Here is a 26,892-nt window from a genome sequence, read left to right as displayed (position 1 = left end):
CTTCTCCTTGACTATATAGTCAAGTAAACTATATCACAAACTTGACTAATTAGTCAAGTTTTTTTGTTTTTTATCTATATTGCTTTAATAAACTCCATTAGTTTTTCTAAATCAGATACTTCAAGTTCCATAAATTTATCTCTTGCATTTTGAGCTTCTCCACCATGCATTTCAATTGCTTCTTTAATAGAACTTGCCCTACCATCATGGAAGAATCTAGCTCCTTCTTTTTGTTCAACAATTCCTATTCCCCATAAAGGTGCTGTTCTAAACTCACTTCCTCTAGCATCTTTTTCTTTTACACCATCAGATAATTTTTCACCCATGTCATGTAAAAGTAAATCTGTATAAGGGTATATTTTTTGATTACTTAAGCTAGAAAATTTATTGCTTATTCCTGTTGTCATTGTAGGTCTATGACAAGAAGCACAACCAATTGTTTCAAATATTTTTGATCCTTCATTAAAGTTTTCTTGATTATTTATTCTTCTACTAGGTACACTTAATGCTGTCATAAAATCAACAACTTGTTGTAATGCTACTTCACTTACTTCAGGTTCTCCTCCATTTGGTTCATCTTTACATATAGTTTGTGTGTCTGTACAATTCTCTTTTGGATTTACAGGGGTAGTAAGTCCCATATCTTGATGCATTGCACCTGCATTTTGAGTTCTTAAACTTGAATTTATAGCTTTCCAACCAAATCTTCCAACTCTTCTCTTACCTTCTTCCATAACCCAATGCGCTCGTCCTGATATACCATCATTATTTGAATCATGAATATCTTCATACTCTAAGATTGTTTTTTCACTTACTAAATCTAATAATCCCATTCCAATTAAATGAGGAGATATTCTTCCACCGATATTAAAACCACCTGTTTTTACGTCACTTGAAGATATAAACTCAATTTCATTTGAACTATTTTTAACCCATGTCATTGAAGTTTCAGCTAAACCACTTGTGGCTTGTGTTTGTAACTGTCCTCCAAAGATTGGATGAACATCACCATTTTCATTTCCTACTCTAAATAAAAAAGATTTATCAGTAGTTCCATCATTATTATAAGGAGATACTCTACCATCAGATATATGACATGAAGTACAGGCATTTGCATTAAACAAGGGACCTAAACCATCAAGTACTGGTCTATTTCCAGGAGCCTTATTCCATTGAGCAATAAAAAGCTCCCTTCCTTGAGAGACTCCTGATATTTCATTTTCACTAATATTATTTGAAATTTTTAAAAAAGGATTATTTTGTGTATATTCAACAGTAGCATTACCCCCAGGGGCAGTCAATTTTGACTGATCTGTTGGGTTATTACTATTATCTCCACCTGAGTTATTATCTTCATTTGGAAATTTTGGAATAATTGGATAATTATAGAACCAAATATTAGTAGTAGAATCTCCACCACCTAAATTTCCTTCAAAACTCCATCTCCATGTAAATACTGTATTATTATCTTTAATTGCAGTTACATGTAAAGCACCTGCTGCCATATCCTTTACAGAAGTAATAGCAGTTAACTTATCTTCTGGAAAATCAAGGTCATTATATTCTTGTTTTCCATCAGGTGTTGTTTCTCCATACATTCCCCATGGATATACTTTTCTATTGGCTCTTAAAATATAACTTGAATGTCCACCAGCATATATTTGTAATACAGGATTATCTTTATAATTAGTTAAAATCTTAGTTGGTGTATAAATACCTAAATCCCAAGCATAATTAGTATTTCTAAATTGATAACCTCTATATCCAACTTGACTTGCAAAATTATTTCCCCAAGCATAAACATCACCACTTTGAGTTAAAGCTAAAATATGCCCAGTACCAGCAGCAATTGAGGCTATTTTTTCATTATCACCAATCTTTATTTTTAAAGGTATTAACTGATTATCACCTTTAGTCCCTTGTGCCATTTGACCATAGTTGTTTTTTCCCCACGCCCATACGTCACCATTTTCATCTATAGCCATAGAGAAATCAGAACCAGCTGTTACTTGTACTATTTTTATATTATCTTGTGGGAAAAGTACTTTTACAGCAGTTGCATCTGATATAGTTGTACCATTTCCTAGTTCACCATCATTATTTGTACCAAAAGCATAAACATCACCATTTTTATCTAAAGCAAGAGTATGACTTAATCCTGCATCAATTGCAACAATATTAGATAAGCCTTCAACTTTTCCAATACTTAATCTACAATCTGCTATTTTTGAACAATTATCTCTATTTTCTTTACCACGACCTAATTCACCATTTTTATCATATCCCCAAGTATATACATCACCTTTTTCATCAATAGCAACTGAAAAGTTTTGCATGAATGAAATAGATACAAATTTAGTAGGAGTTGTAACTTCTATAGGTTTTTTTGGATGTATTCCATTTGTTTCATCACTTAATTTAGAAGTATAACCCAAGCCTGCTTGTCCATAGTTATTTCTACCCCAAGTATAAAGTTTATCTTCTTTTAATGCACCAGAGTGAGAACCCCCTGCTGTTGTAACACTACCTAAATAGATTGTTCCTTGTTTAATCTCTTTTTTTCCTGTGTTATCTTGAGCAAAAATTTTAAAGCTATTTTTTCCTAAGTTTAAACTTTTTGAAACTGAAAATTTTCTATCAATAAGATTAATATCTTCAACTGTATCATTAAACTCAAGAATTAATTTTGATAGAGTTATGTTTGTATTTAATTCTCCTTGAAACTTCCAAATTGAAGATAAACTTACAATATCTGAATTTTCAACATTTGTTTTTACTAAATATTCACTATTTGAACTATCTAAATCAACTGTTATTTTACCCTCAAGAAAAGTCTCATTTCCTTCAATATCTAAAACACTAATTTTATAATTGTTTTCACCTATATTTAATTGACCATCAATATCAAAAAAATTATTTTTCAACTCAATATTTGAAGAAAGACCATTTAAAGTCAAATTAATACTAGAAATTCCACTATCATCTCTAGCCATACCAGAGAATGTCCAATTTGTAGTTGAAATACTAATATTTTTTGATTGATCCATATTTGTTTGTAGTATAGGTTTTACAGATTTAGCACTAAAAGAGATAGTTATATCATCATTATTATTACTATCATAGTTTTCTATTTGTGATACTTTTATAGTGATAATATACTGTTCAGATTCTGTTAAGTTTTGTGCTGGTATTATCTTAACAATATCATAATTATACTCTAAATCATATTCTAAAATATTTCCTTTAGAATCTTTTAATATAAAAATATCTTTTTTTATATCGTCTTTTTTTATATCTTTAGTAAATTCTATATCAAAAGATGAGTCATACTCAACTTCATAGTCTCCATTTTTTACTGATGTGTTTTTTATTTTTAAGATTGTCTCATCATTAACTACTTTATGATGTTTTAAAACATTATTTAAGTGTCTTTTTACATCAGTTTGAGAAACTTTTGAAATACCTTTCTCACTTAATAAAGCATCAATATCAACATCATCTATATCTTTATTTGATTGTTCATTAAATTTCTCAAAATCTGAACCATTAATTTCAATTTTATCTGTTTTACTATTAGAGTCTAAAGATTGTAATAAAGTAGCAATTTTTAAAACTTTTTCATTCTCGATATTATTTCTTTCTATTCCAACTATATCTTGAATAAATACTTTTCCATCAGATTTTAAAGATTCCACTTCTCCAATTTTTATGCTTCCTAAATAAAATTCTACAACTCCACCAGTATAAGGAAATTCTCCATTATCATTTGTTAAACCAGTGTTATTACCATTTACATATTTTATTCCTGATACCACATCATCAATAAATATTCCATTTTTATTAGTAGCTTGTGAACTGCTGTTTCCACAACCTGCAAAAAAAAGAATCAATATTGACAATACTAATAATTCTCTAAATTTATTATTCATTTATTTCCTTTTCTTATATTAAAAAGGAATTCTAATGAAGTTATATTTAAACTATTCTTAATATTGAAAACTATTATCAATATCATAAATAAAACAAATCTTATTTATTGACTTGCTTTATTTTTATTTTTTTAAAAGATTAAGATAGTTATGAAGTTGCTTTATACATATATCATAGTATTTTGAATCAGATGATTTTTTGGCAGTTGTTAAACCACCTTGGATAGTTGCTAAGATGAACATTCCTACAGCCTTAGTATCTGTATCTTCTTTAATTTCTCCAATTTTCACTGCTCTATCAAGTGCTTTTTGGAAAATTGCTTCAAATTTAAAATAAGATTGTTCAAGTGCTTTTTTAAAATCCTCATCTTTGTTTGAAAGTTCATGTACAAGGTTATTTAGCCTACATCCAAAATAAAAATTATAAGAAGGTTTATTAGTTAAAACACTCATAATAGCTTCTATCATATTCTCTTCACTTTCTAAGATAACTCCATATTTATTTTGAATATATTCATCAACATGAACTTCAATAATTGCTAAAATCAACTCTTTTTTTGATTTAAAAAAATGATACATACTTCCTTTATTCATAGAAGCTTTTTTGAGTATTTTATCCACTGATGTTGCATGATAACCATTTTGAAATATTTCTTCAAAGGCTACTTTTAATAATTTATCTCTACTATTCATAATTTTCCTTGATTAGTTTCTTCTTTGTCCTGATTTTGGTTCACTTACTTCTTTTTGTAAATCTAAACTCAAATTATGATAGAAAAGTTCTCCATAATCAGTTGTTCTATTTATTGTTTCATAAGCTTGTTTTATATCATTGTTATATTTTAGGGCATCTTGTAAAATTTTGATAATTTTAACTGATTCTAAAAAGTTTACATGAGATGGTGCTTCAATTGGTGAACTATAATACTTGTGCATTCTCTCAACTAAATTCTTATTTCTAATTTCTATAAATACTGATTCAATTGGTGACTTAAAGAAAAGTATTTTTTGTTTTACATTTATAGATATATATGTTGTTTCCATTCCATATATTTTTCTTGAAAAACTATCAAATAAAAAAAGCTTTTTATTATAGTTATTATTAAACAGTTCATATATAAGCTCTAAAATTTTAATCTTCTCTTCTTTGCTATAAAAGTTTCCAATAGATGCAAAACAAAATGATAAAACAGACTTAATTGAGTACCATTCAGTTGTATCATAATCATATCTTAACATCTGCTCAATTCTTTTTTGTTTTAAATCTTCTATATCTTTAGATGTTTTTGTTCTGTACACTTTTTGTACTGCTGTATCTCTATACATAGGTCCAGGAAACTGTGCTTGAATAACAAATCTTCTATTTTTCTCAACATCCATGATGTATTTTAATCTACCATGATAGTCTTCATCTATAATTCTAACTTCTTTTTGTGGAATTTGAGTGATTGATTTTAAGAACTCTTCATCTACACATCCATCTTCCCAAATATAATCTGGATATCTAAATATTTGACAGATTTTATCTTTTACATCACTACTTGGTTCTACTTCTGTTACGTTATCTATCCATGATGTCACAGTTCTTCTGTCTTTATTGATTAATGATGCGAACTTTGATATACTTAAATTTGATCTTTTGAAAATCTCTATAAACTTATCTATTGAATTTTTATAATCCATTTATATTCCTTAGAATTAACTTTATCTTATATTGTACCATTTTAAAACATAAGAACAAATATTGTACATTAAATCGCTTTATTAAAAAAAATTGTGTTTTCTCATACAAAAGTTATACACTAGCCAAATGTCTAAATCATGTATAATAATAGTAATTTCAAATTAAAGGATGTGTATGAGCGCAGGAAAAAAATTTAGAGAAGCACTTAAGGAAGAATCTCCTTTACAAATTGTAGGAACTATTAACGCATACCAAGCATTACAAGCTACAAAAGTAGGACATAAAGCTATTTACCTTTCAGGTGGAGGAATTGCTAATGCATCTTACGGTTTACCAGATTTAGGTATGACTATGATTGAAGATGTATGTATTGATATTAGAAGAATTACTTCTATTTGTGATACTCCTGTTATCGTAGATGCTGACACTGGTTGGGGACATGCATTTAATGTTGCTAGAACAGTAAAAGAATTTATTAGATCTGGTGCTGCTGGATTACATATTGAAGATCAAGTTGCTGCTAAAAGATGTGGACACAGACCAAATAAAGAATTAGTATCAACAGAAGAGATGTGTGACAGAATTAGAGCTGCTGTTGATGCAAAAATGCAATTAGACCCAGACTTCTATATCATCGCAAGAACTGATGCACACGCAAGTGAAGGACAACAAGCTGCAATTGATAGAGCATTAGCTTATGTTGAAGCTGGAGCAGATGCAATTTTTGCTGAAGCAATTCACACATTAAAAGAATATAAAGAATTTACAGACAAAATGTCTGTGCCTGTATTAGCAAATATTACAGAATTTGGTGCAACTCCAATGTTCACAACTGAAGAATTAGCAGAAGTTGGTATTGATATGGTTCTTTACCCATTATCAGCATTCAGAGCAATGAATAAAGCTGCATTAAATGTATATCAAGAATTAAAAGAAAAAGGTACTCAAGAAGGAGTTCTTGACACTATGCAAACAAGAATGGAACTATACGATATGTTAGGTTACCATGATTATGAGCAAAAAATGGATGAATTATTTTCAAAAGGTAAAGCTAAGTAATTAGCTTCACCTTTAAAACAAAAAAAGCACAAAATAAAAAAACAACACAATTATAAGGAGAGAATATGAGTGGTTTAGCAGGTGTTACAGCAGGTCAATCAGCTATTTGTACATGTGGTTTAGGTAATGGTCTTAACTATAGAGGTTATGATATTGCAGATTTAGCTTTAAAAGCTGACTTTGAAGAAGTTGCATTTTTACTTTTAAATGGTGAGCTACCAAATAAACATGAACTTAAAATGTTCAGAAGAAAAGTTATTGCAGGTAGACAATTACCAGCTTCTGTAAAAGAAGTATTAAAAGCTATTCCAGCTTCATCTCACCCAATGGATGTTATGAAGACTGCTACTTCAGCTTTAGGTTGTATTGAACCAGAAGCAGAAGATTTCTCTGATCAAATGGATAAAATTACAAGATTATTAGGAGCTTTCCCATCATTCTTAGTTTACTGGCATCACTGGCATGTAAATGGTAAAGAAATTGAATTAGCTTCTGATGAAGACACAATTGCTGGATACATTGTAGAAAGATTAAAAGAGACTAAACCTTTAGATGTTGAAGTTAAAGCTATGAATGCAATGTTAACATTATATGCAGAGCATGAATTTAATGCTTCTACATTTGCTAACAGAATTACAGCTTCTACATTATCAGATATCTACTCTTGTATGACTACTGGTATTGGTACATTAAAAGGTCACTTACATGGTGGAGCAAATGAAGTTGCAATTAAATTTGTACTTGGGTTTGACAATGTTGAACACGCATTAACTTCAGTTGATGAATTATTTGCTAAAAAAGAAAAAATCATGGGATTCGGTCACAGAGTATATAGAGAAGTAGATCCTAGATCTCCTATTGGATTTGAATTAGCAAAAGAATTAAAAGAGTTAGAAACTTCTGATCCTAAATTATTTGATATTGCTAAAGCAGTTAGAGATAAAGTTAAAGCTGAAAAAGGTTTACCAGATAATATCGACTTCTTCGGTGGATTAATTTATCACTATATGGAAATCGAAAGATTATATTATACTCCATTATTCATTATGTCAAGAGCTGCTGGATGGGCTGCACACGCATTTGAACAAAGAGCAAACAACAGAATTATCAGACCAAGTTCAGAATACACTGGACCTGAGCCAAGAGATTTCGTAGCATTAGAAGATAGATCTTAATTCTTTCTTCTTTTATAAAAAGCACAAGAAACATTAAAAACTTACATAAAAAAATAAAATAGCCTCTTTTTAGAGGCTATTGCAACACAAGTGCCACATACAGTGGATAAATTACAATAAAAAATTTAGCACTGTTTGGAAACATAAATAGAACTAAGGTTCTTAACAAAATTTAAAAATGGATATAAATAATGACAAACGAAAAATATCTTAAAAACCTTGATGGTGTAGATGGTGTTAAATACTACGATGTTAAATCAGCTGTAGAAGACATCACTCCAGGTTCATTTGAAAAACTAAACTATACTTCAAGAGTTTTAGCTGAAAACTTAATTAGAAAGTGTCCTAGTGAAGATTTAGAAGATTCATTAGTACAATTAATTGAAAAAAGAACAGATAAAGACTTCCCTTGGTTCCCATCAAGAGTAATCTGTCACGATATTTTGGGATTAACTGCATTTGTTGACCTTGCTGGTCTTAGAGAAGCTGTTGCTTCTAAAGGTGGAAACCCTGATAAAGTTAACCCTGTTGTTCCAACACAATTAATCGTTGACCACTCATTAGCAGTAGAGTGTGGTGGATTTGATCCAGATGCATTCCAAAAAAATAGAGATATTGAAGATAGAAGAAATGCAGATAGATTCCACTTCATTAACTGGACTAAAGAAGCATTTAACAATGTTGATGTTATTCCTCCAGGAAATGGTATTATGCACCAAATCAACTTAGAAAAAATGTCTCCAGTTGTTCACTTAAATGATGGAATTGCTAGCCCAGATACATTAGTTGGTACTGACTCACACACTCCTCATGTTGATGCACTTGGTGTTATTGCTGTTGGTGTTGGTGGATTAGAAGCTGAAAACGTAATGTTAGGTAACCCTTCTTATATGAGAGTTCCTGAAATTATCGGTGTTGAGATTGTTGGTGAAAGAGCACCTGGAATTACTGCAACTGATATTGCACTTTCAATGACTTCATTTTTAAGAGAAAACAATGTTATCTCTGCTTATTTAGAGTTCTTTGGTTCTGGTATTAAATACCTTAACTTAGGTGATAGAGCTACTATTGCAAATATGACTCCTGAATATGGTGCATCTGCTGGTATGTTCGCTATTGATGAGCAAACAATTTCTTACTTAAAAGTAACAGGTAGAGAGCAAAAACAAGTTGAATTAGTTGAAGCTTATGCTAAAGCAAATGGATTATGGGCTGACCAATTTGAAAATGCTACTTATGCAAGAACATTAACATTTGATTTATCAAAAGTTGAAAGATCATTAGCAGGTCCATCTAAACCACATAAATTAGTTCCTACTTCTACTTTAAAAGATGAAGGTATTGTAAAAGAGTGGACTCAAGAAGGTGATTTAATTCCAGATGGTGGTATTTTAATTGCTGCTATTACTTCATGTACAAACACTTCTAACCCAAGAAACGTTATTGCTGCTGGATTACTAGCTAAGAAAGCAAATGAGCTTGGATTAGAGAGAAAACCTTGGGTTAAGTCTTCATTAGCACCAGGTTCAAAAGTTATTGAAGTTTATTTAAAAGAAGCTGGATTATTACCTGAAATGGAAAAATTAGGATTTGGTGTAGTTGGTTTTGCTTGTACTACTTGTAATGGTATGTCAGGTGCTTTAGATCCAAAAATCCAACAAGAAGTAATTGATAGAGATATTTACTCTACTGCTGTATTATCTGGAAACAGAAACTTTGATGGTAGAATCCACCCTTATGTAAAAGAGGCATTTTTAGCTTCTCCTGCATTAGTTATTGCTTATGCATTAGCAGGAACTGTTAGATTTGATATTGAAAATGACTCTTTAGGTAAAGATGCAAATGGTAATGACATTAAGTTAGCTGATTTATGGCCATCTGATGAAGAAATTGATGCTGTTGAAAAAGAGTTTGTAAGACCTGAAATGTACAATAATATTTATGAACCAATGTTCGCAAGAGATGCATTAGGAGATATAAAAGTTGATCCATTCTATAAATGGAATCCAAACTCAACTTATATTCAAAAGCCACCATACTGGGAAGATGAATATATGCAAATGCCAGCATTAAAAGGTATGAGACCATTAGGTGTATTCCCTGATAATATCACAACTGACCACTTATCTCCATCAAATGCTATTTTACCAGATTCAGCTTCTGGTGAGTATTGTATCTCTAAAGGTCTTCCAATTCCTGACCTTAACTCTTATGCAACACATAGAGGAGATCACAATACTGCTTCAAGAGCAACTTTAGCAAATCCAAAACTATTTAACGAAATGGTTAAAGATGAAAATGGAAATGTTAAGCAAGGTTCATTAACTAAGATTATGCCAGAAGGTACTGAGTCAAGAATGTGGGAAGCTATTGAAGAGTATAACAATAGAAAACAACCACTTATTATCATCGCTGGTACTAACTACGGTCAAGGTAGTTCTAGAGACTGGGCTGCAAAAGGTGTAAGACTTGCAGGTGTTGAAGTTCTTATTGCAGAAAGTATTGAAAGAATTCACAGAACTAACTTAGTTGGAATGGGTGTATTACCATTACAATTTAAAGAAGGTGATACAAGATTTACTTACAATATTGATGGTTCTGAGACTTTCGATATTGAAGGTGAAATCACTCCAAGATGTGACTTAACTGTTGTTATGACAAGAGCAAATGGTGAAGTTGTTAAATTCTCTGTATTATGTAGATTAGATACTTCTGCTGAAGTTGAAGTTTACAAAAATGGTGGTATTTTACAAAAATTCGCTAAAGATGTTGTTGCTGAGGGTAAATAATTATCTTTATACATCAAAACTTTTAGGGCTATGCCCTAAAAGGATTTAAAAGAAATCAATAGATTTTTTTTAAGTCCTTTTATTAAGAACTTACAACAAAAAACAAGGAAATATATAATGTCTTATCAACCACAATTTAAAGTAAAAGCTACATATATGAGAGGTGGTACTTCAAAAGGTACATTTTTTAATATAGCTGATCTTCCTAAAGAAGCACAAGAAAATCCAGCCAAAAGAGATAAATTACTTCAAAGAATCGTTGGTTCTCCTGATGTATATAAAAAACAAATGGATGGAATGGGTGGAGCTTCTTCATCAACATCTAAAGCTATTTTAGTTGGAAAATCTGATGTTCCAAATCACGATGTAGATTATTACTTCTGCCAAGTTGCTATTGATAAAGACTTTGTAGATATGAGTGGAAACTGTGGAAACTTATCATCTGCTGTTGGACCTTTTGCTATTCATGAAGGATTAGTTGATAATGTACCTGAAAATGGTGTTTGTTGTGTAAGAATATGGCAAGCAAATATCAAAAAAACTATTCTTTGTTATGTGAAAATGGAAAATGGAATGGTTAAAGAAATGGGTGATTATGAAATTGATGGTGTTGCTTTCCCAGCAGAAGAAATCGTTTTAGAATTCGTTGAGCCAGTAGATCCAAGTGAAGAGTTATTCCCAACTGGAAACCTTGTAGATGATTTAGAAGTTGAAGGAGTTGGAACTCTTAAAGCTACTATGATTACAGCTGGTATTCCAACTGTATTTGTAAATGCTGATGAAATTGGATACAAAGGAACTGAACTTCAAGGTGACATAAACTCTGACACAGAAGCTTTAGAAAAATTTGAAAAAATTAGAATTGCAGGTGCTTTAAAAATGGGTGTTATGAAAAGTGCAGAAGATGCAAAAACTCAACAACACACTCCAAAGATAGCATTTGTTTCTCCTGCACAAGACTTTATAACTTCTTCAGGTAAAGAAGTAAAAGCAAATGAGATGGACTTACATGTAAGAGCATTATCTATGCAACAATTACACCATGCTATGATGGGAACAGCTTCTGTTGCTATTGGTGTTGCAGGTTCAATTCCAGGTACGCTTGTAAACTTAGCTGCTGGTGGAGGAGAAAGAGATACGGTAACATTTGGTCATCCAAGTGGTGCTATTAAAGTTGGTGCAACAATTACAAAAGATGGCGATAAATATATTGTAGAAAAAGCTTCAATGAGTAGAAGTGCAAGAGTAATTATGGATGGTAATGTTCACGTTCCTGCTGGAACTATGGACATATAGTATAAACTATATTTATAAAATAAAAAGGGGATTTATAGAGTCAAACTCTATAAATCCCCTTTTTTATTAGTAAAACTTTAATCACACAAAAATGGTATTTCTATTTTAAACTCTTCACCTTTACACTTTCTTCCATCATATTCATATTCTATAGTTTTATTTGATAAACTACCTTTAAAGTGCTTTTTTATAATCTCATTGGACATATAAAGACCAAGTCCTGTTCCTTGTGATTTATGTTTTGTTGTAAAATAAGGTTCATAGATTTTTTCTGAAATTTTATCTTCAATACCACCTGCATTATCATAAATTATTAATTCTAATTTATCTTCAATTATATTTGATTTTATAAAAATAAACTTATCCATATCTCTAATAGACATTTTAGAAACCAAAGCATCTTTTGCATTATTTATAATATTTATTACAACTTGCATTAGCTCAAATTTATAGCCTTTAAATTTTATATTTTCTACATCTAAAAATAACTTTATGTTACTTGACTTATATGAAGATTCAAAAATAACAAGATTCTCTTTTATTACCTCATCAACATAAAACTCTTCAATCTTATTATTAGGATTAAAAAAGTTCCTAAACTTATCGATTATTGAAGATAAGTATTCAATATTTCTTTGAAGTTTTACTAAGTTTTCTTGAGCTTTATTTTTATCAAATTTACCCAATTGTAACTGCATATTCATAGAAGAAGCAAGTACACTTATTATAGTTAAAGGTTGTCTCCATTGATGGGCAATATTACCAATCATTTCCCCCATAGATGCAAGTTTTGATTGCTGGTATAACATTCTTTCTTTTTCTTGATTTTGTTTTTCTAAAAGAACTAAATCATTTATATCAGTATGAAAACCTGTTATACGAGAAGGCTTGTTATTTAAATCATAAAAAACTTTTCCTCTAATTTTTATCCATTTATATGAAAAATCTTTACATTTAAATCGATATCCTATCTCAAATATTTCTGATTCTCCTTTTAAATGCTTTCTTAATTCTTCCATAGTCTTGTCATAATCTTTTTTATGGATACTTCTTTGCCAAAAACTTTTATAAGCAATTTTATCATCAAAATCATAACCTATCATTGATAAAAATCTAGGTGAGTAAAATATTTTTTTATTTTTTAAATCTATATCCCATAATCCATCTTGTACTCCATCAATAGCTCTTGAGTATTGTTCTTTTACATCTCTAAGCTCTGATATAATTTCATTTAATTCATTAGCAAAAGTATCAAACTCTAAAACATTTGTATTTTCATAGCTTATATTTTTATCATCTTTTACTTTATAAGCATAATTAACTAATTTTGAAAAAGGTTTAATAATAAATCGATTTGATAAATAATATAAAACTATAAAACATAACACAACTAATAATATTAAAAATAGAGTCTGATGAATAAAAGACTCTTTTAAGACCTCAAAAGAGTTATTTTTTGTTACAAATACTATATCAAGACTATTTACATTCATAATTTCATATTTCATTTTTGAATACACTATTCTATCTTTTACAAAAACATTTGATTTTTTGAAAATAGATAAATCAATAGCTTCTTTATTTTTAGTAGAAGCAATTAAATTATTTTCAAAATATAAGTGAATATCCAATAGTTTTGATTTTGATTTGATATGATTTAGTAAACTAAAATTATCATTAAATATTTTACCAACATAGACTGTACCTTGAACTCTTCCTGTAGTACTATCAATTATTTTTTCTTTACTAAACATTAAAATTAAATTTTCATTATTTATATTAATTCTAATAATTTCATTATTGATTGAAGGCTGTAATTTTTTAATACTATTTATAATTGATTTTGAATCAAATAAAGAGTTGCTATAATCATAAAAATAATCATCTTTTTTTAGAAATAATAAGTCAATTGTATCTACAGAAGGCATTGTTTCCAACTTATAAGTTACATTCCTTGGAATATCTAAATTATCTATACTTTTAAATTCTTTTGATACTTCAACAGCAATATCTTTTAAATTTTCCTGTTCATTTTTAATAATTAGTTTTGTAATATTATATGTTTGATTAAAATAGTCATTAATGTTTTTATCAACAACTTTTTGTGTATTAATATATGAAGAAAGAAGTAAAGCAGTACTTAATACTATAAAAAAAACTAAGAGTAATAAACTATTAAGTATTGATAGTGATAATTTTTTATTTTTCATTATCCGCTGTATACCTAAATGCTCTTTGTTTAAGCTTTTCTAAGTCTTTTTTATCAATACCTTTTTTAACTAATGCAAAATCTCCAGAAAAAATTGTAGGTACTTTATGGATACTACCTTCTAAATCAAGTTTTATTGCTTCTGCCATTGCTACACCATTATCATCATTCATTCTCATAACAGTAACATCCATTAGTCCCTTTTGAATAGCTTCAAGTTCACTAGTTCCTCCACCCCAACCATTTACTAAAATTTTTCCTATTAAGTTTTTTTCTTTAAGTGCTTCTATAACACCTAAAGAAATATCAGTAGAACAAGCATAAATAAACTTTATATCTTTATCTCTTTTTAATAGATCAAGTGTAGCTAACTTTGCTTTTTCTTTGCTAGTATTAGTAAAGTATTCATGGACAACTTTTAAATTAGAATTTGATGAAAGATAATCAATAAATTTAGTACCCCTCATATAACTTACATAACCATTTGCTGTATAAAGCACAGCATATTTACCTTCACCTTTTGTTTGCTTTATATAATAATCAGCAAGCATTTGGCTTCCTATCATGTGATCAAACCCTACATATAAAAAAGGTTGTCTTTTTTGCCATTTTCTAAGAGGTGTAGTAATATTTTGTAAAATTAATTTTGGTTTTTCTCTACTTATTATTCTTTCTATAAATTTAGCATGTTTACTTGCATCTAATACAAATACTAAATAATCTGTATTATCTTTTATAGCTTTTAAAAGTAGTTTTGATTGAACTCTTGTCTCAACATGAGGTCTAGTAAAGTGTAGAACAAGTTCGTAGTTTATTCCTAACTCATTAAGTCTTTTTTCAAATGAAACTTTACTTTTCATCCAATAATCAGTCAATTGCTTTCCTGGATAAACTAAAACAATTTTTACTTTTTCATTCTTTTGTTTTATTTTTACTGCATCTTTTTGAATTATAGAAAAAAAGTCTTTACTAATTTTTCCTTGATTTGTAAATGCAATGTATTCGTCAATATCAAAATATTTTGAGTTTTGGGCATTACAAACACTAAATGCCAACATTAAAATAATTAATTTGAAAAGGTACTTTTTCATTGTTTTAGCCTAGTAATAAAGTTGAATTACAATTATTATACCATAACAAACCAATTCTTTTAATGATGATATTTTTACTTATTTAACTAGTTTTGATATTTCTTTAAATACTGGATTTTTAGCATTTAAAGTTAACTCAAATAAAATAGATTCATAAGTAGTAGGAATAACACCTGCTTGTATTAATCTTTGAATTGCAACATCAGTATCATTTTGTTTTCTTGAAGTCACACAATCAGTAACTAATATTGGTTGTAGTCCTGCTTCTAATAAATCAATACAAGTTTGTAATACACATACATGAGTTTCAATACCTGCAACAATTACGTTTTTTTTACCAGTACTTTTTATAGCTTCCATCGTTGGTTCATTTTTACAACAAGAAAATGTTGTTTTTTCAAAATGAGGATACTCACTTACAAGTTCTTTTAAAGAAGGTATAGTCTCACCTATTCCTTTTTTATATTGTTCATTTACTATAAAAGGAACTTCTAAAACTTTTAAACCTTGTATTAATGTAATTAATTTTTTTTCAATCTCTTCATTATTTGTTACATGAGGAAATAATCTCTCTTGAACATCTACTAAACAAAATAATGAATCTTCAACATTTATTCTCATATATCACTCCTTAATATATTATAGAAATATGATACTAAAATTATTATTTAATTTTCTTGGAAAATATTGCTTTTTTGAAATTTTCTGAAGTCTTGACAAAAGAGAAACTCTTTTGTCAATTTATGTAGTTTTTTAAGCTTTTTTAACAAACTCTTGTTTTAATTTTATAGCTCCAACACCTGGAACTTTACAGTCAATATTATGACCATCATTACCATCAACTAATCTAATACCTTTTACTTTAGTACCAACTTTAATACCTGATGAGCTACCCTTTACTTTTAAATCTTTAATAACTGTAACATCATCACCATCTTCTAAAATAGCTCCATTTGCATCTTTTACAATCAACTTATCTTCATCTTCTTCTAAAGAAGCATCTTTTGACCACTCATGGGCACATTCAGGACATACATATAAATCCATATCCTCATAAGTATATTCGCTGTCACATTTTGGGCAATTTGGTAAATTTTCCATGTTTTCCTTTTCTTATTAGATTTAATTTTTTATTTAAAAGCTATTTCTTCTGCTTTTTTAAGAAGTTCTTTAGCACCTTTTTCAATAAACTTATTTGCTATTTTAATACCTATTGTTTCATAATTTTCAATTGGCTCAATTACTTCTTCTTCAATCATTTCACTTGCATCTGGCATTCCAACAATTGCTTGGAACTTTACATTTTTTCCATCTTCTAAAATTGTTGCTTTTGCTCCAATAGGAACTTGACAACCACCCTCTAATGTTCTTACAAAACTTCTCTCAATTGTTGCTTCAATATGGGCATTTTCATCATTTAAAACTGATAAAAGTTCAATTAGTTCTTTATTATCAAGTGTTTCAATTCCTAAAGTTGCTTGTCCCATTGATGGAATCATATCATCTGTAGAAATTGGATTAAAGTAATTTACTTCATCTTCAATTTGAAGCTTTTGTACACCAGTTGCTGCTAAAATAATTGCATCATATTCACCTGCTTTTAATTTAGCAATTCTTGTATTAATATTTCCTCTTAAGTCTTTTAACTCAACATCAGGTCTTAGCATTTTAATTTCCATTCTTCTTCTAAGACTTGTAGTTCCTATTACAGCACCTTGTGGTAAAGCTTCAATGCTTTCATACTTTTGGCTTAAAAATGCATCTCTTGGGTCGAATCTTTTTGTAAGTGCAGCTAATACAAACCCTTCTTCAAACTCAACAGGTACATCTTTTAAACTATGTACTGCAATATCAGCTTCTTTATTTAAAAGTGCAATTTCTAACTCTTTTGTAAATAAACCTTTTCCACCAATTTTTGCTAAGGGTACATCTAAGATTTTGTCTGCTTTTGTTGAAAATGTTTTTAATTCAATCTTCATATCTGGATAGTGTTTGTTTAGTTCTGCTTTTATATATTCACTTTGCCATAATGCTAATTTACTTTGTCTTGTTGCTATTACTAATTTTTCCATATTTATTTCCCTAATGTTTTATATTTTTCTCTTGTTGTATCTTTTATTCCATTTACAAAAATAGTTGGTGTACCTTGAACCATCACATTTTCACCCATATTAATATCTTTTTGAATATTAGCTTTTCTTAGCTGTTCTAATGTGATATTTGTCTTAAGTTCTTTATTAAATGCCTCCAAGATTTTATTTATATTAGTAGACTTTGAATCAAAATATTTATCCCAATCAATTGAATAAACTTTTAACTCTAAATCTTTAATATTTTTATGTTTAGCCACTTCCATAATTTTAGATAAAGGTCCTGCTGCTGGATGTATTCTAAGTAAAGGAAAATGATAATAATATAAAGCAATATTACTATTATTTTTATTTACATAATTAATCACATCTGGTACATAATCCATACAAAAAGGACATAAAGGGTCAGAAAAAATTACAACTTTATTTTTTGCATTATGATTCCCTGCAATTAATTTCTCTTTTTTATAATAATTATCAGATAGAGTTGGAGTAACTAAACTTTTAAGAGATTTTCCAGTTTTAATATCTTGTAAATCAAGTGAAACATACTTACCATTTGAAAAAACAATATCTTTTACGCTTATAACTTTAGTAGAGTCTTTTGAAGCTTTTACTTCCGCTTGAACATCTAAAATATATCCATACCAATTTTTTAAAGGCATTTCTTTTTTAAAACTTACGCTCACATCTAAAACTTCTACATTAGGATTTTGAGAAACTCTTTTTTTCTCAAACTCTATAATATTTTCATCATTAATATTAGCAAAAAGTAATGTTGTACATAAACTTGTTAAACTTAAAAATTTTAATGCTTGTTTCATATTTCTCCTTTAACTTCTTGATTTTACTGTAATTTTCTTCACATCTAAAAGCTCTTTAGCTTTATTTAACATAGGTGAATTTAAAATATCATTTAGTTGTAATTCCCTTTGTGAAGGTTTAGGATCTGCTACTTTTTGCATATCTGCTACACAGCCAGAACCTACTTCAACATCTTCAAGCATAGAACTTGTATCATTTGAATTATTTTGTTCTAAAAATCTCTTTGCTTCATCTATTGATATATCATTTACCATAGATGTAGTAGCTATAGATTCTTCAGTTATAGCTTTCTTTTCACTCTTAGTTTTAGCTAAGACTTCCCGGGCCTGCTCCTTTGTAAAATCTAGCTCAACTTCATTTCCAAAAACATCTTGAGCAAATGTTCTTATCAATCCAAAATGTTTATATAAAAACTTCCTATCATCACCTTGTGCTTTTGAAATAATATATAACTTATTGTCTTCATATCCATTATAGATAAAATTTTGTTCAAAACATTCACCTAGAGAATAATCCCTATCATATACTTTTTGAGTCAATTTATCATATAAGTCATTTGTTTTAGGCTGTTCTTGTATTGGTTCTTCAAAAGGTACAGCTTCTACTTCCATATTTGGATTTACAGCTACTTGTTGTTCTACTGCTTCTACTTGAATTTCATTTGAACTATTTATTTCTTGAGTTAAAGGCTTAGACTGAGATGGTTGAATACTCTCTTGTACTGTTTGTTCAAAAGGATTAGAATCTATATTATTTACAACTAATTCATTGTTTTGAGGCATATTAGTTTGAATATTTTGATTTACTTGTGGTTCTTGAGTATTAGTTACAAACTCTTCATTTTTCTTTTGCTCTTGTGTATTTGAAATTGGTGCACTTGTTGGTAAATCATCAAATGGCGTTGGATAAGACACGCTCTCAATTGCATCTGTTACTCCTAAATCAACAATATCACCCACACTATTAGCATAAGCTAAATCTTCAGGAGTAGCTTCTTCTATTTTTGTTTCAGATTCAGATTCAAATGGGTTTTTGTTTATTGTATTATTTTCTTGCATTTGAGCTTGAATTGTTTGTTCAACTTTTTGCACAACATCTTCAACATTTTGAGTTGGAACTTCTTGTATCTTTGAAGGTGTTGGCATTTCTTGAGTAACTTGTTGTTGTATTTCAGGAGTTGTTTGAGGTTTTATCTCTTGAACTTTATTTGGTTTAGATTCAGGATTTTGAACACTAGGAGTTGTTTGAACTGGTTCTACTTTTTCTTTTATTTTTTGAACTTGATCAATTATTTCATCTATAGTTTTAATATCAACAGCTTCAATCATTTTCATTAAAGTTAGAATAAGTACAAATCCTCCATCAGAATTCATAGCTAAAAGATGTTTTGCATCACTTAATATTCTAAAGAATCTATCATATAAAAGTAAATCAAATCTTGAATCTTTTTCTAGCATTCTATGTTTTAAATAAATAGTCATTTCATCACAAACTTGTGATACTTCATAGTTTTCAAGCTCTTTAACAATAGCTGTAATATCTCCTTTATTTAATACAACTTGGAAAATTGTATCCATTACTTCTGGATCAATAAGACCTAACATATCAACAACTGCTGTAGTTGAAACTCTTCCTTTAGAGAAAATAATAGCTTGGTCAAGCATAGTTAAAGTGTCCCTTAAACTACCTTGTCCACTTCTTGCTAAAATCTCTAAAGCATCACTTTCAAAATCTATTCCCTCTTCATTTAAAATATGAGATAAATGATGAATAACATCAGAATTAGATATTTTATTAAATCTAAAATGCTGTGTTCTTGAAAGTATAGTTGCAGGTAGTTTTAAAGGATCAGTTGTTGCTAAAATAAACTTTACAAAACCAGGAGGTTCTTCTAAAGTTTTAAGTAAAGCATTAAAAGCTTGAGTTGTAAGCATGTGAACTTCATCGATTATAAATACTTTAAATCTTGCACTACTTGGTTTATATTTTGTATGTTCAATTAAATCTTTAATATCATCAATACCTCTATTTGAAGCAGCATCCATTTCTATAATATCTAAGTGTCTTGAAGCATTTGCACTTTTACAGTTATCACATACTTCACATGGTTTTGAAGTAGGCCCTTGGCTACATAAAAGAGCTTTTGCCATAATTCTAGCTGTACTTGTTTTTCCACTTCCTCTAAGCCCACTGAATAAATAAGCATGAGATAATCTATTTGAGTCTAATGCTAATGATAAAGTTTGAGAAACAGTACTTTGCCCTACTAAATCTTCAAATCTATGCGGTCTATACTTTAAAGCTAAAACTCTTTTTTCTATTGATTCACTCATACTTCACATTTCCTTACCATTATTTCATCTTGTTTTTTATATTCTCTAAAAATCATATCTACCATATTTTTATTTATTTCACCTGTATAACAAATTGATATTTTTAAATCGCCAAGATTATTATGCCCTTTTTGGCTACTAAGACTTAATAATCTATTTGCAATTGCTTCACCTGTTTGAACTAAGTTTATACTCTCACCCATAATAGTTTTAATTGCTTGAGATACTAAAGGGTAATGAGTACATCCTAAAACAATAGTATCAACACCATTTTCTTTCATAGGTTGAAGCCATTTTTTTAACATCTCATTTGTATCTTTATCTAAAACTCTTCCTTTTTCAATCTGTTCTACCAAACCAGGACACTCTTGCTCAAAAAGTTTTACTTTTTTATTACGTGCAAGAGAATCAACTAAAGTTTGATACTTAGCACCTTTTAATGTAGCAGGAGTTGCTAAAACTCCTACACTTAAACTTTTACTATTTTGTATAGCTGGTTTAATCCCAGGTTCTGTTCCTATTACCATTAAAAAAGGAAAGTTTTCTCTTAAATGCTTTATAGCAGCAGAAGTTGCAGTATTACAAGCTACAATTAAAACTTCTATATCATGTTTTTTAATAAAATAGTTTGTAAGTTCAATACATCTTTGAAGAATTTGTTCATGGGTTTTTACTCCATAAGGAGCATAGGCTGTATCAGCAATATAAAAAATATCAGCACCATTAAAAACATCTTTGATAGCATTTACAACAGTAAGACCACCAAGCCCAGAATCAAATACACCTACTTTCAACTTTTGCCTTTTATAAATTTATGAGATTATATCTAAAAAGGTCAAAAAAGTAGATGAAAACAATTAGGGTATTTTTATAATAAAAATGTTAAAACTAATAAATCTTTGTAAATAAAATATTTTAATAAAGGCTAACTTTGTTTTTTCACTTTCATCCTTATGAACCATTTTTAAATGAGCATACTAAAAAAGTAATAGTAGGAACGTTACCTCCTCCAAGATTTTGTAAAAAAGAGTTTAAAAGTAAAGATGTAGATTTTTGTTATGGTTCCCAAGATGGTCTTTTATGGAAATGTATTGATAAAATATTTGATTTAAATTTACTTTATGAAAATAAAAAAGAAGCAATTACTCAAAGAAAAGAATTTTTAATAAAAAATCAAATAGGTATTTGTGATATTGTCCAGTCCTGTCAACGAGAAAAAATTGATGCAAGTGATTTAGGAATGAGTGATGTTAAACTTCGTGATATTCTAAGATATATAAAAAAGTACAAAAATATAGAAACTCTAATATTTACAGGTGGGAATAGTAAAAATGGTCCTGAATATTTTTTAAGACAAATTTTAAAAGAGGAAAAAATAAAATTAAACTTAGTTTGTAAAGACATACCTAAAGTTCATAGTTTCACTTATGACAATAGAATCATAAATACTATAAGTTTAACATCTCCTTCAAATGCAGCAAATAGATATATAGGTTCAAATGCTTTATATAAAAAAAGAAAATTAGAAAATAAAAGTTACACTACTTTTGATTTTAGAGTAGAACAGTATAAAAAAGTTTTTAAAGATAAAATTTAAGAAAGTATTGAATAGAAAAGAAAACTTTTCTATTCAATATAAAGATTTTATTAGAAAGCTTCTACAATAGAACCTTCATATTTTTCAGCAATAAAGTTTTTAATCTCAGTTGAGTTTAATACCTCATTTAAAGCTTTAATAGCTTCACTATTTTCATTTCCTTCTTTTACAACTAAAATATTTGCATAAGGTGAATCTTTTGGTTCAATAATTAATGCATCTTTTAAAGGATTTAAGTTAGCTGCTAAAGCATAATTAGTATTAATAATAGCACCATCAACTTCATCTAAAACTCTTGGTAATTGAGGAGCATCTAACTCTTTGATTTTTAAGTTTTTAGGGTTATCTTTAATATCTAAAGCTGTTTTAAATTGAACATCATTAAATGTTAATAAACCTTTTTTTTCTAAAATATCTAAGGCTCTACTCTCATTTGTAGGATCATTTGGTACAGCAATAGTAGCACCATCTTCTAATTCACTTAAGTTTTTTAATTTATTTGAATATAATCCCATTGGCTCTAAGTGAACATTTACAGTTTTAACTAATTTTGTGTTTTTACTTTTATTAAACTCAATTAAGTATGGCTCATGTTGGAAGAAGTTAGCATCTAACTCACCCTCATCAACTGCAATATTTGGAGTTACATAATCTGTAAACTCAACAATTTGTAAATCATAACCTTTTGCTTTTAATAAAGGCTGAGCTATTTCTAAAATTTCAGAATGAGGAACTGGTGTAGCTCCAACTTTGATAACTTTAGTTTCAACTTTCTTCTCTTCTTCTTTTGAATCAGTACAAGCTACTAATCCTAAAGCAACTGCAACAGTAAGTAATAATTTTAATAAATTTTTTAACATATATTTTCCTTTCTTTATTTTTTTGTAATTTTGTATAAATAATCCCCTGCACTCTGACAAGCTTGAACAAGTGCAATAAGAATAATAACTGTATAAATCATAGTATCAGTTTGGAATCTATAGTAACCATACTTAATAGCTACATCACCTAAACCTCCACCACCAACAGCTCCTGCCATAGCAGAAAAACCAATAACTGTAATTAGTGTTAAAGTAATTGCTGAAATAATACTTGGTAAAGCTTCAACAAGCATTACTTTAAAAATAATTTGTGAATCACTTGCACCAAAGGATTTTGCTGCTTCAATTACACCCTTATCAACTTCTTTAAATGCACTTTCAATCAATCTTGCAATAAATGGAGCTGCACCAATTGTAAGTGGAATAATCGCAGCTGTCGTTCCAATACTCTTCCCAATTAAAAATTTTGTTAAAGGGAAAAGAACAATCATTAAAATAATAAAAGGGAATGATCTTAAAGTGTTTATAACAACATCTAAAATAGCATACACTTTTAAATTTTCTCTTAACCCACCTTTTGAAGTTAGAATTAAAACAATTGCTAAAAGAAATCCAATAACTACAGCTAAAAAAGTAGATACAAATGACATATATACAGTTTCACCAAGTGCAGGTAATAAAATATCAACCATTATAAAACCTCCCATACAATATCATGTTCTTTAATATAGTTTGTAACTATTTCTTTATTTTTACTGTCTATATTTATAACCATATTTCCAACAATATGAGAGTTAATCTCTTCAAGTTTTCCCCATACGATATTGAAATCCATATCCAACTCTCTTGCCATTTTTGTAATAAATGACTGATATGCATTATCTTTTGGAAAATATAATTTTATATTTACACCATCATTAGGAACAACTTCTGTTTCTCCTAAAAAGTCTTTCATTTTTTCATCAGGTTTTAAAAACAACTCTTCTGTGTCATCAAAACCTATTATATTTCCATGCTCTAAAAGTAAAGCTTTTTGAGCTATTTGTTTTACAACTTCCATTTCGTGAGTTACTAAAACAATAGTAATATTTAGTTTTTCATTTATCTCTTTTAATAGATTTAAAATAGATGTAGTTGTATTTGGATCAAGTGCTGATGTTGCTTCATCACTTAATAATACTTCTGGATCTAAAGTCAAAGCTCTTGCAATGGCAACTCTTTGCTTTTGCCCTCCACTTAATTGGCTAGGGTAAGCATTCATTTTTTGCTCTAAACCAACTAAAGACAATAAATCTTTAACTTTTTTTGAAATGTCTTCTTTTTTATAACCCCAAAGTTGCATTGGAAGTGCTACATTTTCAAATACAGTTTTTCTTTGAATTAATGAAAAATGTTGAAATATCATCCCAATATTCTTTCTAAATTCTCTTAACTGCTGCTTATTTAAAGATTTTATTTCTTTATTATTGACCTTTAATGAACCTTCACTATAATCTTCAAGTCCATTAATACATCTAAGAAGTGTAGATTTTCCAGCACCACTATGCCCTACAATGGCAAACATCTCACCTTTTTTAATATCTATAGAAATATCATTTAAAACTTTTACATCACCATAGTATTTATTTAAGTTTTCTATAGTTATCATGATAAATCCTTCATTAAGTGATGGAATAGTATTAAAATTTGAATAAAATATGTGTTAAATGAAAAAGAAAAGTAGCATTTTTTTGAAATTAATTGTAATTTTGTGTAGTTTAAATTTGACTAGTTTAGTATTGTTTATATTTTGAATAAAAGAGAAAATCTCTTTTATTCATTCATTCCTGCAAAAAACTCTTCATTATCTTTAGTTTTTTTCATTTTAGAATATAAGAATTTAAGTGCTTCAACTTCATCCATAGATGCAATTGCATTTCTTAAAATCCATGTTTTTTGTAAAATTTCAGGAGTAAGAAGTAACTCTTCTTTTCTAGTACCAGATTTTGTAATATCAAGAGCAGGATAAACTCTTTTATTAGCTGCGTCTCTACTTAATACAACTTCACTATTACCTGTTCCTTTGAACTCTTCAAAAATAACTTCATCCATTTTTGAACCAGTTTCAATTAATGCAGTTGAAATAATTGTTAAAGAACCACCTTCTTCAATATTTCTAGCAGCACCAAAGAATCTTTTTGGTTTATGTAAAGCATTTGCATCAACCCCACCTGAAAGTACCTTTCCAGAACTTGGTGTTACTGTATTATAAGCTCTAGCTAATCTTGTAATAGAATCAAGTAAAATAACTACATCTTTTTTCATCTCTACAAGTCTTTTTGCTTTTTCAATAACAATTTCAGCAACTCTTACATGATTATGTGCAGGTAAATCAAAAGTTGAACTATAAACTTCACCTTTTACACTTCTTTGCATATCTGTAACTTCTTCTGGTCTTTCATCAATTAAAAGAACCATTAAAGATACTTCTGGATGATTTTTTGTAATACCATGAGCTAACTCTTTTAATAACTCCGTTTTACCAGTTTTTGGAGGTGCAACAATAAGACCTCTTTGACCTTTACCCATTGGAGCAAATAAATCAAGCATTCTTCCTGTCATTCTTGTAGATTCATATTCAAACTTAAACTTATCAGTTGAATATAAAGGTGTTAAGTTATCAAATAATGGTCTGTTTTTTGATGCTTTTATAGGTAAATAATTAATTGCTTCAATTTTTAATAAAGCATTATATTTTTCACTTTCTTTATTTGGAGGTCTAACTTGTCCAGTTACAATATCTCCAGTTCTTAATGCAAATTTTCTAATTTGAGTTGCACTTACATAAGAATCATTTGATGTGTCAGAAAAATTCCCATCAATTGCTCTTAAAAATCCAAATCCACCCTCTTTAATCTCTAAAATACCTGTGAATAAAATAAATCCACCTGCATCAATTTGATTTTTTAAAATCGAGAACATTAAATCTTGTCTTTTTAATTCTTGGGGATTTTCTACATCTAATTCTTTTGCGATATTTAAAAGTTCTTCTAAAGGAAGTTCTCTTAATTGTTCAATTTTATACCCTTCAACAGGTATATGAGTTCTAGTTTTCCTAGTGTTTTTTGTTTTACTTTGAGTTTTAGACTCTTCCATGAGTAATCTTAACCTTTGATTTTACATATTAAGTATGTAGTTTTTTTGTAGTTTTTGTAGTTTATAAAGTAATAGTGTAATTGTAGTGTTAATTTAAAAAAAAGTCAATTAAATTGATTTGTACTAGATAATAAAGGTGCAAAAGCACCTTTATTTAAAATACATTTAATTATATATTATAAGTCACCTTCGTGCTTACCTAAATATTCAGCTACACCTTCTGTTGAAGCTTTCATACCTTCATCACCTTTATTCCATCCAGCAGGACAAACTTCACCATGCTCATTTGTAAATAACATTGTATCAACCATTCTGATCATTTCATCAATGTTTCTACCTAATGGTAAGTCATTAATTACAGCATGTCTTACTGTTCCATCTTTATCAATTAAGAAAGAACCTCTTAAAGCAACTGAATCTCCGAATAATACATCATAATCTCTAGAAATTTGTTTAGATAAGTCTGCAACTAATGGGTATTGAATTCTTCCAATTCCACCATTTTCAACAGGAGTTTCTCTCCATGCAAAGTGTGAGAATTGTGAATCAACAGAAACACCAATTACATTGATACCTCTTGAAGAAAATTCTTCAATTCTTTTTGAGAATGCAATAATTTCAGAAGGACACACAAAAGTAAAGTCTAATGGGTAGAAAAATAATACCGCACCATTTTCACCAATGTTTTCATATAAATTAAAATCTTCAACAATTTGTCCGTCTGCAAGTACAGCTGTAGCTGTAAAATCTGGAGCTTTTTTAGTTACTAACATATTTAATTCCTTTATTAATATTTTATTTGTGATGTAATTATACACCAAAAACTTTCAAATTAAGCTACAACTTTCCTTAAATTTTG

The 26,892-nt window shown here is 28.8% G+C and carries 21 protein-coding genes; 5 read left to right on the top strand and 16 right to left on the bottom strand.

Translation table 11 applies throughout. The annotated features are described in order from the left end of the window. Positions 1 to 74 precede the first annotated feature (74 nt). From ACH5BH_RS09955 to ACH5BH_RS09945, 3 genes are all read right to left on the bottom strand, one after another. A complete protein-coding gene (locus ACH5BH_RS09955) occupies positions 75 to 3,929 on the bottom strand; it encodes an RCC1 domain-containing protein (RefSeq protein WP_423298236.1) in 3,855 nt (1,284 codons plus the stop codon). Between the two features lie 123 nt (positions 3,930 to 4,052). Beyond that, on the bottom strand, positions 4,053 to 4,622 hold the full coding sequence (locus ACH5BH_RS09950) for a TetR/AcrR family transcriptional regulator (RefSeq protein ID WP_404306654.1): 570 nt from the start codon (positions 4,620 to 4,622) through the stop codon (positions 4,053 to 4,055). 12 nt (positions 4,623 to 4,634) lie between these two features. After that, positions 4,635 to 5,612: a hypothetical protein gene (locus ACH5BH_RS09945; RefSeq protein ID WP_404306656.1), complete on the bottom strand. Its 978-nt coding sequence runs from the start codon at positions 5,610 to 5,612 to the stop codon at positions 4,635 to 4,637. A 175-nt stretch (positions 5,613 to 5,787) separates the two neighbouring features. Between ACH5BH_RS09945 and prpB the strand changes: the two genes are divergently transcribed. The 4 genes from prpB (at position 5,788) to prpF (ending at position 11,932) form a co-directional block, all read left to right on the top strand. Then, positions 5,788 to 6,672, top strand: coding sequence for a methylisocitrate lyase (gene prpB, locus ACH5BH_RS09940; protein ID WP_404306658.1), 885 nt, complete (start codon positions 5,788 to 5,790; stop codon positions 6,670 to 6,672). 65 nt (positions 6,673 to 6,737) lie between these two features. Next, positions 6,738 to 7,847, top strand: coding sequence for a citrate/2-methylcitrate synthase (locus ACH5BH_RS09935; protein ID WP_423298235.1), 1,110 nt, complete (start codon positions 6,738 to 6,740; stop codon positions 7,845 to 7,847). A 191-nt stretch (positions 7,848 to 8,038) separates the two neighbouring features. Beyond that, a complete protein-coding gene (gene acnD / locus ACH5BH_RS09930) occupies positions 8,039 to 10,636 on the top strand; it encodes a Fe/S-dependent 2-methylisocitrate dehydratase AcnD (RefSeq protein ID WP_423298234.1) in 2,598 nt (865 codons plus the stop codon). A 117-nt stretch (positions 10,637 to 10,753) separates the two neighbouring features. Continuing rightward, positions 10,754 to 11,932: a 2-methylaconitate cis-trans isomerase PrpF gene (gene prpF, locus ACH5BH_RS09925; protein WP_423298233.1), complete on the top strand. Its 1,179-nt coding sequence runs from the start codon at positions 10,754 to 10,756 to the stop codon at positions 11,930 to 11,932. Positions 11,933 to 12,009: 77 nt separating this feature from the next. Here prpF and ACH5BH_RS09920 read toward each other — a convergent pair whose 3' ends face one another. From ACH5BH_RS09920 to murI, 8 genes are all read right to left on the bottom strand, one after another. Continuing rightward, positions 12,010 to 14,142 (bottom strand): LuxQ periplasmic sensor domain-containing protein, encoded by a 2,133-nt coding sequence (locus tag ACH5BH_RS09920; protein WP_423298232.1) that lies wholly within the window; start codon positions 14,140 to 14,142, stop codon positions 12,010 to 12,012. Further along, positions 14,132 to 15,232: a substrate-binding domain-containing protein gene (locus tag ACH5BH_RS09915; protein WP_423298231.1), complete on the bottom strand. Its 1,101-nt coding sequence runs from the start codon at positions 15,230 to 15,232 to the stop codon at positions 14,132 to 14,134. The genes ACH5BH_RS09920 and ACH5BH_RS09915 overlap by 11 nt, the downstream gene beginning before the upstream one ends. Before the next feature lie 78 nt (positions 15,233 to 15,310). Next, positions 15,311 to 15,853, bottom strand: a complete 543-nt coding sequence (locus ACH5BH_RS09910; RefSeq protein WP_404306670.1) for a hydrolase — start codon at positions 15,851 to 15,853, stop codon at positions 15,311 to 15,313. Between the two features lie 132 nt (positions 15,854 to 15,985). Further along, the gene (locus ACH5BH_RS09905) at positions 15,986 to 16,333 is read right to left on the bottom strand and encodes a zinc ribbon domain-containing protein YjdM (RefSeq protein WP_404306672.1); all 348 of its coding nucleotides are present in this window, start codon (positions 16,331 to 16,333) and stop codon (positions 15,986 to 15,988) included. A 29-nt stretch (positions 16,334 to 16,362) separates the two neighbouring features. Continuing rightward, positions 16,363 to 17,304 carry a hydroxymethylbilane synthase gene (hemC, locus tag ACH5BH_RS09900; protein WP_423298230.1) on the bottom strand — a complete coding sequence of 314 codons (942 nt, stop codon included), beginning with the start codon at positions 17,302 to 17,304 and terminating at the stop codon, positions 16,363 to 16,365. 2 nt (positions 17,305 to 17,306) lie between these two features. Then, positions 17,307 to 18,146, bottom strand: a complete 840-nt coding sequence (locus tag ACH5BH_RS09895) for a DsbA family protein (protein ID WP_404306676.1) — start codon at positions 18,144 to 18,146, stop codon at positions 17,307 to 17,309. 9 nt (positions 18,147 to 18,155) lie between these two features. Then, complete coding sequence (locus tag ACH5BH_RS09890) at positions 18,156 to 20,480, bottom strand: DNA polymerase III subunit gamma/tau (protein ID WP_423298229.1); 2,325 nt, start codon at positions 20,478 to 20,480, stop codon at positions 18,156 to 18,158. Then, positions 20,477 to 21,274, bottom strand: a complete 798-nt coding sequence (murI, locus tag ACH5BH_RS09885) for a glutamate racemase (RefSeq protein WP_423298228.1) — start codon at positions 21,272 to 21,274, stop codon at positions 20,477 to 20,479. The genes ACH5BH_RS09890 and murI overlap by 4 nt, the downstream gene beginning before the upstream one ends. A 137-nt stretch (positions 21,275 to 21,411) precedes the next feature. Here murI and ACH5BH_RS09880 point away from each other — a divergent pair, with 137 nt between their 5' ends. After that, positions 21,412 to 22,077 (top strand): uracil-DNA glycosylase family protein, encoded by a 666-nt coding sequence (locus ACH5BH_RS09880; RefSeq protein ID WP_423298227.1) that lies wholly within the window; start codon positions 21,412 to 21,414, stop codon positions 22,075 to 22,077. 50 nt (positions 22,078 to 22,127) lie between these two features. Here ACH5BH_RS09880 and ACH5BH_RS09875 read toward each other — a convergent pair whose 3' ends face one another. The 5 genes from ACH5BH_RS09875 to ACH5BH_RS09855 form a co-directional block, all read right to left on the bottom strand. After that, the gene (locus ACH5BH_RS09875; RefSeq protein ID WP_404306684.1) at positions 22,128 to 22,937 is read right to left on the bottom strand and encodes a MetQ/NlpA family ABC transporter substrate-binding protein; all 810 of its coding nucleotides are present in this window, start codon (positions 22,935 to 22,937) and stop codon (positions 22,128 to 22,130) included. A 14-nt stretch (positions 22,938 to 22,951) separates the two neighbouring features. Next, complete coding sequence (locus tag ACH5BH_RS09870; RefSeq protein WP_404306686.1) at positions 22,952 to 23,590, bottom strand: methionine ABC transporter permease; 639 nt, start codon at positions 23,588 to 23,590, stop codon at positions 22,952 to 22,954. Next, a complete protein-coding gene (locus tag ACH5BH_RS09865; protein WP_404306688.1) occupies positions 23,590 to 24,546 on the bottom strand; it encodes a methionine ABC transporter ATP-binding protein in 957 nt (318 codons plus the stop codon). The genes ACH5BH_RS09870 and ACH5BH_RS09865 overlap by 1 nt, the downstream gene beginning before the upstream one ends. Before the next feature lie 164 nt (positions 24,547 to 24,710). Continuing rightward, positions 24,711 to 26,033, bottom strand: a complete 1,323-nt coding sequence (rho, locus tag ACH5BH_RS09860; RefSeq protein WP_254576334.1) for a transcription termination factor Rho — start codon at positions 26,031 to 26,033, stop codon at positions 24,711 to 24,713. A gap of 176 nt (positions 26,034 to 26,209) precedes the next feature. Continuing rightward, positions 26,210 to 26,806, bottom strand: coding sequence for a peroxiredoxin (locus tag ACH5BH_RS09855; protein WP_404306690.1), 597 nt, complete (start codon positions 26,804 to 26,806; stop codon positions 26,210 to 26,212). Between the last annotated feature and the right edge of the window lie 86 nt (positions 26,807 to 26,892).

Source organism: Arcobacter rhizosphaerae (assembly GCF_049472155.1).
GTDB lineage: Bacteria > Campylobacterota > Campylobacteria > Campylobacterales > Arcobacteraceae > Arcobacter_B.
Note: the sequence above shows the minus strand (reverse complement) of the source record. Positions and strands in the feature narration are given on the sequence as shown.